The sequence below is a fragment of the Amphritea pacifica genome (genome assembly GCF_016924145.1).
Classification (GTDB): Bacteria; Pseudomonadota; Gammaproteobacteria; order Pseudomonadales; family Balneatricaceae; genus Amphritea; species Amphritea pacifica.
The window spans coordinates 28,162-43,101 of the sequence record NZ_JAFFZO010000006.1 but is presented as its reverse complement, the minus strand read 5'-3'; the positions used below and the strand labels follow the sequence as shown (position 1 = coordinate 43,101).

The window sequence follows — 14,940 nt, the reverse complement described above, 5'->3', positions numbered from 1 at the left end:
CAGTTGAAGTATACAGTAAAAAAGCGAACCGAATCAGCGGATTAATCAACGGAGCTCCGAACACTGAAACCGTCCGGAGTGTTGCAGTAAATTAAGCAGAACTGCTGCAAAATGATTCATGCGCGGTACAATAGGATCGAAATAGAGTCTGGGGGGAGTATCTGATGTCACAATGGTCACTGGAAAAAGAGCTGAAAGTGCTCGATGGATGGCAACTGAGCGCCTTCTCCGTGGCGCTGACGGAGCGGATGTTTCCCAACTTCGCGCTGTTTTCTACCCTGCTTGAGTTTGGTGATCGCGACCAGGTGCGCAGCATCCTTGATGGTGTCTGGAACAAGCTCGGTAATACCGGAGCGAAAATGAACTTTGAGGTGCAGCAGGCTAATGTAGAAGCCAATATGCCTGATCTTGACGAATTTGATATGTATGGCGCATCCCCGGCTCTGGATGCGATGGTCGCGCTGTATTCAACCATCAACTGTTTGTTGGAGCCGAACCGGACAGAAGCGGCCAGCGTTGGTAATCTGTCACTGGAGTGCGTCGCAACCTTTATCGAAGTGACTGCCGATGCCGATATGTCCGATGAAGAGCTACTGGTCTATATCAGCCATCATGAAATGATGCAGCAGGAGGAGAGCTTTCAGGAAGAGGTGATCAACCGGCTGGCGGCGATGAAGAGTGCTTCGGCTTCAGCCATTCAAGAGCTGAAACTGCTGGCTGCAAATGAGGGTGTCAGTAATATTGGAGTCAGCGAAGAGTGATGTTGCGTCTGGGCCTGATACTGCTGATACTCCCCGGCGTGGTATTGATGGGGGTGTTCTGGTCTGAATTGAACAGCGTCAATCAGTGTCTCGCTGCGGGAGGCTCATTTGATTATATGGCAGAGGTCTGTGATATGCAGGCATCACATCCATTTATTCCCTTTGCTGTTCGTAATCCTATGTTTGTAAATCTTACGATGCTGGCCAGCGCGGCTGGCTTTTGTTGTTGTCTGTTTGGACTCTACGTTCGCAGGCGTTAAAAAAGGATTTAAGAGTTATGCGACGTTTTTGGCTGGGTCTGCTGTTGGCGATCATTGTGGGCGTTTTTTACAGCTGGCTGAACGCGCCTGAATGGCTGGAGAGCTGGAATGAAGAACACCAGACGATGGTTGAGCAACAGCGCCGGGAAGGTATTTCGGCCGGTCAGCAAACCGATCAGCAAGGCTGTCTTGCGGATGCGTTGCAGCGGGTAGAGCAGTGTAAGGATTCGGAATACCGCTGTACGGTTAGTGGTGGAACGTACTTTAAAGCGTGCTGGGAAACCAGTCAGCCAACAGTGGGCATCTGCAACACTATCCCTCCTTTTCATGAGAAGGCCACTGAAGATGATAAAGCCTGGGTAAAAGATCGCTGTTCAGAGCTGGGTTTGCTGGCGAAAGGGTGTCGACTGATTTTGCGCCAGCAACAGCAGCTATGCAGTGATGCGCCCTGATTGTATAGGGCTTTTTATGGCGTGTTACCCAGTTTGGGAGGTTGTTTCTGCGACAACAATTGCGCCAGATCATTGACTCCCTGTTTCTTTATTTTTCCCTTAGTATTTGATTTTAAAGAAACCCTTCATTACCGCAACGTTCGTTTGCAGAGATCTTAATCGGGTGCTGCAACCAATAAATCAATCCTGACTGTCTGCCCCGGGCTTGTCAAAACCTTACATAAGCCGTAGTTTGATACAGCTGTTTGAGTCCGGTGCTGACTGACCGGCTCAGCAGAGAAAGAAGCACTTGTTTTACAGACAATAAATATAACAAAGGTCAATTGGCTCAGCTTAAGATCAGGCGGGCCAGTTTGGTTTATGTAGAGCGTGATATCCGCAAATCTATAGTCGCTGAGACGCTTAAGTAAACGGATAGTGTGTTGGTCTGAAGCAGTTTAAAGACTCTGTAACACTTTACCTCCATCATTGTTGCCCCTTTGTTCGAATATCTGTTTAGCGCTTTTTTGATTAGATAAGCCGTTTTATGTTAATTCCCGCCCGCCGGGGGTGGAATAGATGTTTTGCTGTAGTGGTTAATCAGGAAATACCATGAATATTGGAACTATAGGCTTTCCCGCCGATCAGCAGCAGAAGCTGGCCAGGATACTCGAACTATCGAGAAATCAGCGTTACGAACTGGTGGCCTTTGATCCACAGATGCCGCCGGATCTGTTATTACTTTTTGGTGAGGAGGCAACGGCTGATCCTGCTCTGGAGAAACTATCTGCCGGCTATCGCTCGCGAATGATTCAGGTCAGTAGGGAGGTTCCATCGGAGAGCGGACTGGGACATATCCGCTACCCGCTGGTATCGTCGCGGGTCATCCGCACTCTGGACGAGATGACCTCTGAAAATGAAGAGTCGTGTGATGACCTTCAGGCTGCCGCTGCCGCAGCAGAGGAACGTTTCAGGAAATATACCGAGGTAACGGCTGATCTGCCGCAACCTGTCACGCAACAGGATCACTACCGGGTACTGGTGGTGGATGACAATAGTGCGATGCAGCAGGCCCTGACGCTGGAGCTGGAAAAGCTTCCCGCCGCCGTTGAACTTGCTTACGCCGACACCGGCGAGCAGGCGCTGGAGCGGGTAAACGATGGTCCATTTGATTTTATTTTTCTGGATGTGGTAATGCCCGGTATCGATGGCTTTGAAACCTGCACCCGGATGCGTGAGCTACCGACGCTGAAGAAAACCCCGATTATTATGTTAACCTCGAAAACCTCACCTCTGGATGAGGTTAAGGGGATTATGGCTGGCTGTTCCACCTACCTGACCAAGCCTATCGATCCGGAGGAGTTCCAGAAGGTCATCGGCCGGGTGTCCAGTTGGGTCAATGAGTTTAAGCGAAACTAGATAAGTGTTATGCCAGAGAGTCTGGTAACTGAATATTAAATGGAGTGGTAATGAGTAAGAAAATTCTGGTCGTTGAAGATGATCCCGTACAGCAGCAGCGTATCTGCACAGCACTTCAGGCTGTTGATGCTGAGATTATTGTGGCGGCGAATGGTCAGCAGGGGGTTAGCAAGGCTGTTGAGGAGAAACCGGATCTTATTCTCATGGATGTTGTTATGCCTGAAGTGGATGGCTTTGCCGCCTGTCGTCAGATCACTTCTGGTGATACGACACGGGAGATCCCGGTGGTGATTGTTTCCAGTAAGAATCAGGAAGCGGATAAAGTCTGGGCACAGCTCCAGGGGGCCAAAGCGATGATCTCCAAGCCATTTTCCGATCAGGAACTGGTGGAACAGGTTAACGCCTTTCTCTGAGGTACCGATATCAATGGAACAGCACAATATCGCTATGGGCGGCGCGGTTGAAACACAGGAGCAATACGATCTTCGTCATGGATTCCGGGTCGGATTTCTGCAACTGCTGCTACAGCCACAGGTCCGTTCGGAGTTGCATCGCTGTGAGCGGCTGTGCGCTATTCCCGATACCCCCGACTGGTTTGTCGGGTTTATCAACCATCGCGGTGATGCTGTTCCTGTATATGATCTGGCAGCCTCTCTGGGGCTGGGTATAACCGATCCGAAAAAGGGATGGCTACTGCTGCTCGATGCACAGCCTGCGACCGCAGCAGTGCTGCTGCAGGAAACACCACAGGGGATCACCAATCCCGGCCGGGCCGATGCACCTTGCCCTGATCTGTTGGATGGCATCTCTAGTGGCGAATATCGCTATCAAAACTCGATCTGGTTTGAGTTTGATCACCGGGCCTACTTTTCCAGACAGAAGCAGCGCTTTATCAAGACCGATTCCGCTCTCCCGGCCTGAAACGCTGGATAAAGCAGATATTGACACGGGGAATACCACGTATGACTTCATTCAGGCAGATAAAAACCGATAACAGCCCGCAGAGGTGGGAGTTCCGTAATATACGGATGCCGCTTAAGTTCGCCATAGCCGGCGTTCTGATGCTGATAGGCCTTATCTTTATGGGTGCTTCCTATTACCAGACCATTGTCATCGATGAGCAGTCTGAGGAACGTTCCCAGCAGGTTAATGCTTTCTTGCGGCTGACGGGGAATATTGATGCGAATATCACTCAGGCCCGCTATTACGAAAAGAGCTTTCAGATCGGGAATGATCTGATGCAGCTGACGCTGTTTAACCGCACTATGGCGATAGTGGATCAGGATATCCTCAAGCTGAAACAGTATCTGCAGACGCCTGAAGACCTGCAGCGGGTATTGAAGTTGCAGACCGTAATCGATAACTATCAGGATACCCTTTATGATGCTTCAGAAGCGGCCATCGTTGCTGGTCTGACACCTGAAGAGGGGCTTTCAGGGGAGATGAGAACACTGATGTCCACTGCCGGTGAGCGGGTAGCAAGAACCCGTCAGCCAAATCTGATCAGTTCATTCACTAACCTGAACAGCAATGTCAATGACTATATTTTCAGCGCCGGACAAGCCGCCTCGAAAAGTATGGTTAAGCAGCAGATTGAGCAACTTAAGCGAGCGCTGCAGACAGCTGCTTCTGAACAGATCTCTCAGAGCCGCAACGCCCTGGATGATATTACTGAAGCTGAACAGCTTTTCGCTCAGTTATCCGATGCGGTTGAGCGCAGAGAGAGTCTGTTTCGTCTGCTGCCAGCGATTATTGTAGCGCTGGATCCACACATTATTCGTATTATCAAGCTGGCGGATAAGCAGAAAGCCGATAACAGTGCGTTACAGGCTGAAGAGACGCTCACCATGGTGAGTTACTTCTTTTTCTCCATGGCGATGATGATTGTGGCTTTGGCAGTGGCGATGTCGATTATCAAGTTCGGGGTGGTCGACCCGGTGAAAAAGCTGCAGGAAACAGTTAACCGGGTACGGGAAGGTGATGTGGATGCCCGCAGCCAACTAGAGTCCCGCGATGAGCTGGGACAGTTTGGTCTGGTATTGGATACCTTGCTGGACGAGAAAGAGCAGGCGTTGCAAACCAAAGAGGAAGAGAACCGTCAGCTCAACGGTTCGATTATCGAGCTGATCAAGAGCGTATTTCAGATTAGTCAGCGGGACCTTACCGTCCGGGTTCCGGTGGCGGAAGATGTTACTGGTGCGATTGCTGACTCGATCAACCAACTGACAACCTCAATAGAAACCGTACTGAACGACGTAAATGCCGTCTCCCTGCGGGTAAATAATGCCTCTGTGCAGGTGAAGTCTCAGTCTGAAACCGTATTGACTTACGCCAGCCGGGAGCAGGAGGAGATCGTTGAAACCCTGCAGGGGCTGGACTCTGCCATCAAGGCGATGGAGCTGATCTCAAAACTGGCGGTGCTGACCAACAACGCATCCCAGAAAGCGATCAAAACCTCAGAAACAGCGATGAGTTCGGTATCCCAGACGATTGGCAGTATCAATAAGATCCGTCAGACCATTCACGAGGCGGAAAAACGTATTAAACGCCTGGGTGAGCGTTCCCAGGAGATCGGCGGTATCGTCAGCCTGATCAACAACATCTCTGAGCGAACCCATGTACTGTCACTGAATGCGAGTATGCATGCGGCATCTGCCGGTGAAGCGGGACGAGGCCTGATGGTGGTGGTAGATGAGGTGCAGCGTCTGGCGGAGAACTCCCGTGAAGCGACCTCTGAGATCGAATCTCTGGTTAATAATATTCAGTTGGAAACCGCAGATACTATCAACGTTATGAACACCGTAATCGCTGATGTGGTGGAGGGCACCCGTCTGGCAGAGGAAGCGGGTGAGCGGATGGATGAAACCCGTGCAACCACCCAGACACTGGTAGAGTCGGTCGTGCGCATCGCACAGAACTCGGCCAGACAGGCCCGGGTGGCGAAGGATCTGCGGGTACGGGCAGGTAAGATCGATGAAACCACCCTGGCGACCAACAAGGAGATGCTGCAGCAGGCTGAACTCTCTGATGAGCTGGTAAGCGCAGCACAGGAACTTCAGCGATCTGTCAGCGTATTCAAGCTGGCGGCTCCGGTCGCTTCCTGAGTCACCTGACAGGCAGATAGCATGATCCTTGAAAGTATCACCGCAGCAGAACAGTTTCTGACCCAATTACAGCGGCAGGTGGATGACCAGCCCGATGCTGCAGACCTGGCTGAGGCGTTGCAACAGCTGGTTGATCCCTTCAGCGAAGCCGGGTTACTGGGCATTGCTGATGGTCTGGCATTATTTGCCGAACAGCTCGAGCAGCTTGATCAGATTGAAGAGCCTTCCGAGCAGCGGGTGCTGTTGCTGGATTTCCATAACGCGCTGGAGGATCTTATTCATCGGCCGGGCAGTGGTGTCTGGCAGTATCTTCTTGCCAGTCTGAGTGACAGCCACTGGCCAGAGCCGCTGCCCGAAGAGGATTGCGAGTTTCTGGCAGAGTTGCTGGCACAGGACTGTGAGAAGCTGACCGTTCAGCTTTCTGAGACTGTGTCTGCTACAGCGTTGGAGAGGGTGTCTGAAACCGCAGCAGAGGTTGAAGAAACTACCAGCAGTTCACTTCCCAACAGCTGGGTAAAACAGCTCAGTCAGCTCGCTGAATTGGAAACTGATAGCGGCATAGCTAAGCTTCACCAGTTGGCAGAGCTGGCGGGTGATGAGGCGTATACCGGCTTTGCCGATCTGTTTGCTCTGCTGGCGGAACTGTGGCAATCGGAGTGCGAAAGTCCACAGCGTGCTGAACTGCAGCAACAGGCAACCTTGCTGCTGACCACGCTGCAAGAGGACGCTGTGGCGCCGTTGTTGTCTCTGATGAGCGCTCCCTGCTGGCAGGAACCCTTGCCGGAGGATGACCGGGCGTTTTTACAGCCACTGCTGTTATCTGATCTGCAACGGCTGAATCCGCCCGCTCAGACTGTTTCTGATGCAGCTCCGTCCACTGACCCGGAGCCTCCGGTACTGGCTGTTGAGGTCGGGGCGCTGCCTGAGCCCGCAGAGCAGTCTCCCGCAGAGTCTCTCCCCGCAGAGCACCCGCCGTTATTCTGTCAGGTGGCTCTGGAGCAGTTGCAACAACCGGGACCACAGCTGGATCCGGCGGTGCTGGAGATGCTCACCGGTTCGCTGCAACAGCTTGAATCACTGTGGCAGCAGAACGGCGGCAACACTGATACGGCTGAAGCGCTGCTGGAAAACTCGCAAAAGCTATTAGACCCGGTGATTCGGGCGATGCATACGGTTCATCTGAGCGGTGCGGCGGACATTGTGCTGGGGTTGCAGGTCAATATCGACTGGTTACAGCGTTATCCGGCGCAGTTGCAGGGGCAAATGCTCTTGCAGATCAGTGCCCTGCTCAGTGATCTGGTCAGTTATCTGGACGACATTAATGATCTTTCCCGGCAGCAGGTGTTGCTGGATCAGCTTGAAGCGCTGGAGCTTCCCGCCAGTCCGACCGAAGAGCAGATCAGCTATATTGGCGGCTTGTTGTCACTGGCAAGACTGCAAACTGCGCACAGTATTGAGCAGGAATGGGCTGACGACAGCGATATCCAGCTGGATATCGCCGCAGATATTGATCCCCAGCTGCTGGATATGCTGTTCAGTGAGTTGCCGGTTTTGTCTGAGCAGTTGTCAGAACAGCTTCAGTCTATAGCCGAACGGCAGAACCCTGAAGCAATACGAGAGGCACAACGTGCAGCGCATACGCTTAAAGGTCTGGCCAATATGGCGGGTATCAGTGGTATAGCCAACCTGACTCACCGGCTGGAAGATATCTTTGAACTCTATACCGAAGCGGGACAGCAGCCGGGTACACAGCTTTGCAATGACCTGACGGCGATAACCGATACGCTGGCGATGATGTGTGAGGCGGTAATAAATCAGTCGGCCGCGCCTGAGAACGTCCGGGCGATGCTGCAGCTGTTAATGGACTGGCATTATCGCTTACGCAGTGAAGGGCTGGAACTGAGCGACAGCGAGGTTGTGCCAATACAGACACAGCCGTTAACCGTGCAGGGGCCGGATACTGAAACAGCGCTGTCTCTGGCAGAGGAGGAGCCTCCCCAGGATGCTGCTGAGAGTTCCCGGGAGCAGACCGTTTTCCGTGTTCCTCAGGCAACGCTGGATGAGCTGATGCGTCTTGCCGGTGAAGGCACCACCCTGAATACCCAGTTAAATGAACAGATTACGCAGCTGCGCAGTTATGTTCGTCTCAGCCGCGATCGTCAGCGGGTTTTGCAGCGGATCATGTTTGAACTTGAACAGCAACTGCATGAACAGTTTACCATGCAGCCGGCAACCGATACCGATGACAACTTTGATCCGCTGGAGATGGATCGTTATAACGAGATGCATACCAGTATGTCCCGGCTACAGGAGGCGGCTGCGGATATCCAGGAGGTAGAGCAACTGATGGACCGCCATATCCGTCGTACCGGAGAGCTGCATATTATCCAGTCCGGGGTGCAGAAAGAGACCCTGGAACAGGTACTCAGTACCCGGTTGGTAGAAGTTAAATCGATCGCTGCCAGACTACACCGGGTGGTTCGTCAGGCGTGTCGCAGTACCGGAAAACAGGCGGAGCTGATTATCGAGGGAGAGGCGGTCCGGATCGACAGTCATATTCTCAGTCAGCTCACCGACCCGCTGATGCATATTATCCGCAACGCGGTTGATCACGGCCTGGAAAGCCCGCAACAGCGGCAGCGTCAGGGTAAAGCAGAGCAGGGGCGCATTGTGCTGCGCTTCTGGCTGGATCAGGATCAGGTCCGGGTGGAGTGTAGCGATGATGGCCGGGGGATTGATGCCGAGCGGATTCGTGAAGTGGCTATTCAGCGCGGGCTGATCGACACTGAGGTGCAGTTAAGCAAGCGTGACGCCGAGCGGTTGATTCTTATCCCCGGATTTTCGACCCGGGATGAGATCAGTCAGCTCTCCGGCCGGGGGATCGGCATGGACGTTGTGCATCAGCAGATCATGCGGTTGCAGGGCGTTCTGGATATCCGCTCAGAGGCGGGAGAAGGAACCACTTTCGTGTTATCGATGCCCTCCAGTTCGCTGATGATAAAAACCCTGTTGGTTCGTGCCGGTGGGCAGATCTATGCCCTGGCCAGCCATGGTCTGGAGCAGACCATGATATCGCTGGATGGAACGCTGAGTGATACAACTGAGGGAATGATATTTGAGCATAATGGCGAACAGTTTCCTGCTTACGGCCTGGAAGCACTGTTGGGTGAATACGGCACTCCCTACACCGCGGGAGAGGTTCATCCGGTATTGCTGGTTAATCTGGGGCAGGGGGAGAAGGTTGCGGTCATGGTGCGTGAGCTGATCGCGCACCGGGAACTGGCATTCAAGCAGATGGGGGATTATCTGCCTGACCTGCCGGGCATTCCCGGGCTGACGATTCTCGCCAATGGTGATACCGCCGCGGTCATCGATCTGCCCGCCCGAATCCGTTATAAGCTGGCGAGTCAGCACAACCTATTTAATCCGGTAGCGGTGCAGAGCGATCTGGGCCTGCCGAAACTGCTGGTGGTGGATGACTCTCTCAGTGCGCGGGCTTCGTTGTCTACCCTGCTACGGGACACCGGCTATGATGTCAGCACCGCTATCGATGGACTGGATGCGATGAATCAGATGCGTAAAAAACGTCCGGATCTGGTACTGACCGACCTGGAGATGCCCCGGATGGGCGGTATGGAGCTGACCAGTACGATTCGTGGCCGGGAAGGGATGAGCGATATTCCGGTACTGATGATCACTTCGAGAAACACCCAGCGGCATCGTGATGAAGCTCAGAACTCGGGTGTCAGTGTTTTTCTGACAAAACCCTGGACTGAAAATGCGCTATTGGATCATGTGCAGACTCTGTTACAAACTACCACTCAAACAGCCTGAAGACAGTATTGATATGAAGACTAAAAAAATCATCAAAGCATCAATCTCGACCCTACTAATGACCGTCTGTCTGGCGGGTTTAGCCCGGGCTGCAGAAATCAACACTCAGGCTGAAGCGATCGCTATGGCGGCACAGCAGCGGACGCTGACACAGGTGATGCTGAAAAGTTATCTGTTCTCTGCGTTGGGGGTTCGTGCCCGTAACGCCGATGAGCAACTGACGCAGGCTACTCAGAAGTTTTCTGCGCAACAACAGCAACTGACTGATTTTGTTGCCGATGGGGCGGTACAGCAACAGCTGGTACGGCTGGGGCAAAGCTGGCAGTCGGCGCAAAAGCTGTATCAGCGCAAAGCCGATAAGATGCATTTTAAAGAGCTTTATTCCGGGAACGAAATACTCCTTAGTCAGGCGGATGCCACTCTGGAAAAAGTTGTATTGGCGAAACCGGACGACAACGCCCGGCCGTTGTCGTTGCTGGGCCAGCAGGAGCTGCTTTGCCAGCAGTTAGTGGTACTTTACGCGATGACCGCCTGGGGCGTTGCGGCAGAGGCGAATACCTCTTATGACGCAATTTCCGGCGAGCTGCGCAGCAATATGGCGGCGTTGCAGGAGCTGCCACAGAACACCCCCCAGATTAATCAACAGTTAGAGCAACTTAGCTATGCGCTGGAACGGACCATTCAGGTATCTAAAGCCCGCCCCGGCGCTATGTTGCCTGCGTTGGTAGACCGTTCTGTGGTGAAGGTCGTGATGCAGTTACAACAACTGCAGGCGGATTATCTCTCTCAAACGCCCGGAGTAAACTCCTGAGGGGTATTTAAGCCTGACCATTGACGGTCAGAATCAGTTTGCCGCAGACATGGCCGCTCTTGCTCAGTTCGAACGCTTCAGCGGCCTTTTCCAGCGGGAATGTCTCGCCGATGTGCAACTTCAGGTCCTCGTCGGCCACCAACTGAGCGATGCGGCTTAACTGCTCTGCTGATGGTTCGCAGAAAATGGGTTCAACACGCCGCTTCTGGGCGGCACCTGCGGCGATCACCTGCTCTTTGGTTACCGAGGGCAGGGTGACTAAGACGCCGTTGGGTTTGAGACAGGGCAGGGCTCCGATGCCGGTATCTCCCCCCACGCAGTCGATAATCAGATCCATGCTGTTGCTATACTCATTGAGACTCTGGGTATGGTAATCGATGGCACGTTCGCACCCCAGTTCTGCTAGAAACTCATGATTGTGCATCGAGGCTGTTCCAGTGACATGGGCCCCGGCCCATTGAGCCAGCTGCACCGCGAGGTGACCCACGCCGCCCGCGGCACCCAGTACCAGCACCTGCTGGCCGGTTTGCAGTTCTCCTTTATTGAATAGTGCCTGCCAGGCGGTCAGACTGGCCGTGGCCAGACCGCCGGCCATCATCAGATCAACAGCATCCGGCAAGCGGGCGATCTGCGCGGCTGGTGCGGCGATGTATTCGGCATAGCAGCCGGCAGGCTGGGGGAATCTGATCATACCAAACACTGCGTCATCGACCTTGTAACCCGTATCACCCGGGTCGGCAATCACACCTGAAAACTCCCAGCCGGGAATAAACGGGAACTCTTCGACAAAGCCACTAGCCCCTCCGCCGGAGCAGGTTTTCCAGTCAATCGGATTTACTCCGGTGGCGGTGGTCTTAACCAGCACCTCGCCTGGGTTAAGCTGAGGTTTGGCTTGTTTACTGTAAATTAGCTCTTCTGTACCGCCAAACTGATGAATTGATATTGCATGCATAGGAGACTCCGGTGAATAAAAAGAAGAGGAAAAAAGGAACAGGAAAATTTTATATTCACATAAAGTTATAGGCTAAACCAGCCACTATTGCAGACTATTTCTGTTAATCTTAGCGCTCTGAATAGTAACTAATGGTGATGATAAAATGACTCTGGCAGTGGCGGAACAGCTGTTAATGATGGTCGGTCTTGGCGTATTTCTGGTGTCACTGATACTCTATGTGCTGCGCACCAGTGATTTCAAGTCGATAATTATATTCTGGCAGGCAACGATCAGTTTTACCAAACGGGAATTTCTGATCAACCGGATAGGTCTGTCGATGATGGTTCTGGCTGTGATTGTGCGTTTTTATAACCACTTTTTTGCCTGATTTTGATCTGTTAACCCATTGAGGAAATGATGAAAGGAAATCCGTTACGCGGCGCAAACTTCTTTTTGCGTGGTCTGGCGATGTTGCCAGAGAAGGGAATTCGGCACTTTGTTGTGGTGCCTCTGTTGATCAATATTTTTCTGTTTACCGGCGCAATCTGGTTGTTGTTTGATCAGATGGGCTACTGGATTGACTATCTGCTCGGTTCAATCCTGCCGGACTGGGACTGGCTGCAGTTTTTACGTTACCTTCTCTGGCCTCTGATTGCGGCGTTGGTACTGATTACGGTGTATTACAGTTTCAGTGTTGTAGCCAACATTATTGCGGCCCCGTTCAATGGCATTCTGTCCGAGAAAGTTGAGCAGCGTTTACGGGGGGTGACCATCACCGACTCCGGCTGGAAGGAGATTCTGGCGCTGATTCCCCGGACGGTGGCCCGGGAGCTCTCTAAACTGTTTTATTACCTGCCGCGATTGCTGTTCCTGATGATCCTGACGTTTATCCCGGTATTGGGTATGGTGGCGCCGGTGCTGCTGTTTCTGTTTGGCTGCTGGATGATGGCGATTCAGTACTGTGATTACCCGATGGATAATAACCGGGTGAGCTTTCGTGATATGAAAGACTCCCTGAAGCAGCGTCGGCTGACCTCAGTGGGGTTTGGTGGACTGATCTCTGTCGGCATGATGATTCCGCTGCTTAATCTGCTGATCATGCCTGCGGCTGTGGTTGGCGCGACGATCTTCTGGGTTGAAGAGTATACCGATGGAGGTGAGATCGATCTTACAGGGTTAACCGGTCAGCGGCAGTTAAACGATAAGCGAGGCTGACGGGCTAAGCAGGCGGTCGAGTGGGGGCTAAAAAACGTACCGATGGTGCGTTTTTTTTACTGCCTGGCTCTGACTTTCTCGGCCGCGGGAATCACCAGTTCATGGGGAAAGTGACAGGTAAATGTGCTGCCTTTGCCCAATTGGCTGCTGATGCTGAGTTTGCCGCCGTGCCGCAGCATGACGTGTTTGACGATCGCCAGCCCGAGACCGGTACCGCCGCTGTCAGACGAGCGGCTTTCATCAACCCGGTAGAAACGCTCCTGTAAGCGGGGCAGATGGATGCTGTCGATCCCTGGTCCGTTGTCTTTGACGGCGAAATGCCCCCCCTCTTTATCGGTCCACCAGCGTAGTTTTATATGGCCATCGGCGGGGGTGTAGCGCACTGCGTTGAACACCAGATTTGATATCGCGCTGTAGACCTCGGACTCCTGCCCCAGCAGGGCGCTGTCTTGCTCCAGGTCCATCTCTATTATCTGATTCTTCTCCTGTCCCAGTACCAGGCCGTCTTCACGGATGCGCGCGATCATTGAGTGAATCGGAATCGGCAGTTCATCGGAGACATGGGCACTGGTTTCCAGTCGGGAAAGCAGCAGCAGGTCGGCGACCAGGTTTTCCATCCGGCGGGACTGGCTTTCCATCTGGCTCAGGCCCCGGAGCATCGGCCGGGGCAGTTCCTGGTCAAGGAAGGTTTCAAGGTAGCCCCGAATCACTGTCAGCGGCGTGCGCAGCTCGTGAGAGGCGTTGGCGACGAAATCCTGCCGGGTCTGTTCCAGTTGCTTGAGGCGGGTGATATCGCGGGCCACCAGAATCCGGTCACCGGCACCAAAGCGGGTAATGCGGTACTCCAGAACGGTATCTTTCTGTACCGGGGATGTCAGTTGCAGGGGATCATCGTACTGGCTTTTGCGGTAGTAGCGGACAAAGCGCGGGTCACGCAGCAGGTTCATCACCGAACGGCCACGGTCGGTCTGGGTTTTCATCCCCAGGAGTTTTTCCGCGGCTCTGTTCCACCACTCCAGGTGGTTCTGGGCATCAATAATGACGATGGCATCGCTGAGTGCGGCAGAGGATTGCTGAAACCGGTGAATCACATTGCGCAGTGACTGGGTACGCTGAATCTGGCGTTTCTGATCCCGGGATATCTCATCAAACAGTTCCCCCCAGTAACCATTACTTTCCGGCACGTCGGTGTGGTCCTCGCGCATCAGCCACCGCTGTAAGCGATTGAACTGTTTAACCTGATAGGCCCCCCAGAGGGACATCGCCAACGCCAGAGTCCAGCCGGGATAGCCGATAATAAACCCCAGAAACAAACTCACAACCACCGTTAGCAGGAGGTTGCCGGCTATTGTATGGCTGGAGTTGTACATAGGCTAGGCTCAGGCGACCTGTGAAGAGAATCGGTAACCAGTGCCGCGGACGGTCTGAATCAGGTAGTCGTGACGGTCACCCAGGGCTTTTCGCAGACGACGGATATGCACATCAACCGTACGTTCTTCGACGTAGACGTTGCCACCCCAGACCAGATCCAGCAGTTGACTACGGGTGTAGGCGCGATCCTGATGGGTCATGAAAAACTGCAACAGGCGAAACTCGGTAGGGCCCAGTTCCAGTGGTTTCAGCTCTGAACTGACCCGGTGAGACACCGGATCCAGGGTCAGGCTGTCAACGGTGATCGGCTCTTCAACGCCTTTTGGGGTTGTTCGGCGCAGCACGGTCTTCAGGCGAGCAACCAGCTCCCGGGGGGAGAACGGCTTGGTAATGTAGTCATCAATACCGGTTTCAAGTCCCTGAATCTTGTTATCCTCATCGGTTTTGGCCGTCAGCATAATAATCGGGATGTCAGACGTCATTTCATCTTTACGCAAACGGCGCGCAAATTCGATACCGCTGATACCTGGCATCATCCAGTCAAGCAGCACCATATCCGGTTTACGATCAACGATCATGGGATGTGCCGCCTGGGCGGAATCCGCTTCCATACAATCGTATCCAGCCATTTCGAGTGCAACAGCGATCATCTCGCGAATCGGAGCCTCGTCGTCAACAATCAGAACGCGTTTACCCGACGTCATGACCAATCACCTCATCTATTCATTCTATGTATTAGGACGGTCATATTAGATTATGAAACTGTTACAGAAATATGACAAAGTGTCCTCTGCCAGGCT

Annotated in this window: 14 protein-coding genes; 11 read left to right on the top strand and 3 right to left on the bottom strand. The window is 53.2% G+C overall.

The features are described 5' to 3' along the window. Nucleotides 1–164: 164 nt before the first annotated feature. The 9 genes from JW499_RS04270 (at nt 165) to JW499_RS04230 (ending at nt 10,620) form a co-directional block, all read left to right on the top strand. Nucleotides 165–761, top strand: coding sequence for a YjaG family protein (locus JW499_RS04270; protein WP_205209439.1), 597 nt, complete (start codon nt 165–167; stop codon nt 759–761). Beyond that, nucleotides 761–1,021 carry a hypothetical protein gene (locus JW499_RS04265; RefSeq protein WP_205209529.1) on the top strand — a complete coding sequence of 87 codons (261 nt, stop codon included), beginning with the start codon at nt 761–763 and terminating at the stop codon, nt 1,019–1,021. Before JW499_RS04270 ends, JW499_RS04265 begins: the two co-directional genes overlap by 1 nt. A gap of 17 nt (nt 1,022–1,038) precedes the next feature. Further along, nucleotides 1,039–1,473: a hypothetical protein gene (locus JW499_RS04260; protein ID WP_205209438.1), complete on the top strand. Its 435-nt coding sequence runs from the start codon at nt 1,039–1,041 to the stop codon at nt 1,471–1,473. Between the two features lie 591 nt (nt 1,474–2,064). Continuing rightward, complete coding sequence (locus JW499_RS04255; RefSeq protein ID WP_205209437.1) at nt 2,065–2,871, top strand: response regulator; 807 nt, start codon at nt 2,065–2,067, stop codon at nt 2,869–2,871. Between the two features lie 50 nt (nt 2,872–2,921). Continuing rightward, nucleotides 2,922–3,284 (top strand): response regulator, encoded by a 363-nt coding sequence (locus tag JW499_RS04250; protein WP_205209436.1) that lies wholly within the window; start codon nt 2,922–2,924, stop codon nt 3,282–3,284. 13 nt (nt 3,285–3,297) lie between these two features. Beyond that, nucleotides 3,298–3,792 (top strand): chemotaxis protein CheW, encoded by a 495-nt coding sequence (locus JW499_RS04245; protein WP_205209435.1) that lies wholly within the window; start codon nt 3,298–3,300, stop codon nt 3,790–3,792. Between the two features lie 41 nt (nt 3,793–3,833). Next, nucleotides 3,834–5,975 carry a methyl-accepting chemotaxis protein gene (locus JW499_RS04240; protein ID WP_205209434.1) on the top strand — a complete coding sequence of 714 codons (2,142 nt, stop codon included), beginning with the start codon at nt 3,834–3,836 and terminating at the stop codon, nt 5,973–5,975. Nucleotides 5,976–5,996: 21 nt separating this feature from the next. Continuing rightward, nucleotides 5,997–9,809, top strand: coding sequence for a hybrid sensor histidine kinase/response regulator (locus JW499_RS04235; RefSeq protein WP_232846234.1), 3,813 nt, complete (start codon nt 5,997–5,999; stop codon nt 9,807–9,809). A 13-nt stretch (nt 9,810–9,822) separates the two neighbouring features. Next, complete coding sequence (locus JW499_RS04230; protein WP_205209433.1) at nt 9,823–10,620, top strand: hypothetical protein; 798 nt, start codon at nt 9,823–9,825, stop codon at nt 10,618–10,620. 7 nt (nt 10,621–10,627) lie between these two features. Here JW499_RS04230 and JW499_RS04225 read toward each other — a convergent pair whose 3' ends face one another. After that, nucleotides 10,628–11,572 (bottom strand): NADP-dependent oxidoreductase, encoded by a 945-nt coding sequence (locus JW499_RS04225; protein WP_205209432.1) that lies wholly within the window; start codon nt 11,570–11,572, stop codon nt 10,628–10,630. Between the two features lie 145 nt (nt 11,573–11,717). Here JW499_RS04225 and JW499_RS04220 point away from each other — a divergent pair, with 145 nt between their 5' ends. Beyond that, nucleotides 11,718–11,942 carry a hypothetical protein gene (locus tag JW499_RS04220; protein WP_091354063.1) on the top strand — a complete coding sequence of 75 codons (225 nt, stop codon included), beginning with the start codon at nt 11,718–11,720 and terminating at the stop codon, nt 11,940–11,942. 26 nt (nt 11,943–11,968) lie between these two features. Further along, nucleotides 11,969–12,769 (top strand): sulfate transporter CysZ, encoded by an 801-nt coding sequence (gene cysZ / locus JW499_RS04215; protein ID WP_332873949.1) that lies wholly within the window; start codon nt 11,969–11,971, stop codon nt 12,767–12,769. A 56-nt stretch (nt 12,770–12,825) separates the two neighbouring features. Here the strand turns inward: cysZ and phoR are convergent, their stop codons facing one another. Next, on the bottom strand, nt 12,826–14,139 hold the full coding sequence (gene phoR / locus JW499_RS04210; protein WP_205209431.1) for a phosphate regulon sensor histidine kinase PhoR: 1,314 nt from the start codon (nt 14,137–14,139) through the stop codon (nt 12,826–12,828). A gap of 9 nt (nt 14,140–14,148) precedes the next feature. Further along, nucleotides 14,149–14,844: a phosphate regulon transcriptional regulator PhoB gene (gene phoB / locus JW499_RS04205; RefSeq protein ID WP_091354052.1), complete on the bottom strand. Its 696-nt coding sequence runs from the start codon at nt 14,842–14,844 to the stop codon at nt 14,149–14,151. Between the last annotated feature and the right edge of the window lie 96 nt (nt 14,845–14,940).

Bases quoted from the DNA above. Each gene is read 5' to 3' on its own strand.
- JW499_RS04270 (WP_205209439.1), top strand. From the start codon at position 165: ATGTCACAATGGTCACTGGAAAAAGAGCTGAAAGTGCTCGATGGATGG.
- JW499_RS04265 (WP_205209529.1), top strand. From the start codon at position 761: ATGTTGCGTCTGGGCCTGATACTGCTGATACTCCCCGGCGTGGTATTG.
- JW499_RS04260 (WP_205209438.1), top strand. From the start codon at position 1,039: ATGCGACGTTTTTGGCTGGGTCTGCTGTTGGCGATCATTGTGGGCGTT.
- JW499_RS04255 (WP_205209437.1), top strand. From the start codon at position 2,065: ATGAATATTGGAACTATAGGCTTTCCCGCCGATCAGCAGCAGAAGCTG.
- JW499_RS04250 (WP_205209436.1), top strand. From the start codon at position 2,922: ATGAGTAAGAAAATTCTGGTCGTTGAAGATGATCCCGTACAGCAGCAG.
- JW499_RS04245 (WP_205209435.1), top strand. From the start codon at position 3,298: ATGGAACAGCACAATATCGCTATGGGCGGCGCGGTTGAAACACAGGAG.
- JW499_RS04240 (WP_205209434.1), top strand. From the start codon at position 3,834: ATGACTTCATTCAGGCAGATAAAAACCGATAACAGCCCGCAGAGGTGG.
- JW499_RS04235 (WP_232846234.1), top strand. From the start codon at position 5,997: ATGATCCTTGAAAGTATCACCGCAGCAGAACAGTTTCTGACCCAATTA.
- JW499_RS04230 (WP_205209433.1), top strand. From the start codon at position 9,823: ATGAAGACTAAAAAAATCATCAAAGCATCAATCTCGACCCTACTAATG.
- JW499_RS04225 (WP_205209432.1), bottom strand. From the start codon at position 11,572: ATGCATGCAATATCAATTCATCAGTTTGGCGGTACAGAAGAGCTAATT.
- JW499_RS04220 (WP_091354063.1), top strand. From the start codon at position 11,718: ATGACTCTGGCAGTGGCGGAACAGCTGTTAATGATGGTCGGTCTTGGC.
- cysZ (WP_332873949.1), top strand. From the start codon at position 11,969: ATGATGAAAGGAAATCCGTTACGCGGCGCAAACTTCTTTTTGCGTGGT.
- phoR (WP_205209431.1), bottom strand. From the start codon at position 14,139: ATGTACAACTCCAGCCATACAATAGCCGGCAACCTCCTGCTAACGGTG.
- phoB (WP_091354052.1), bottom strand. From the start codon at position 14,844: ATGACGTCGGGTAAACGCGTTCTGATTGTTGACGACGAGGCTCCGATT.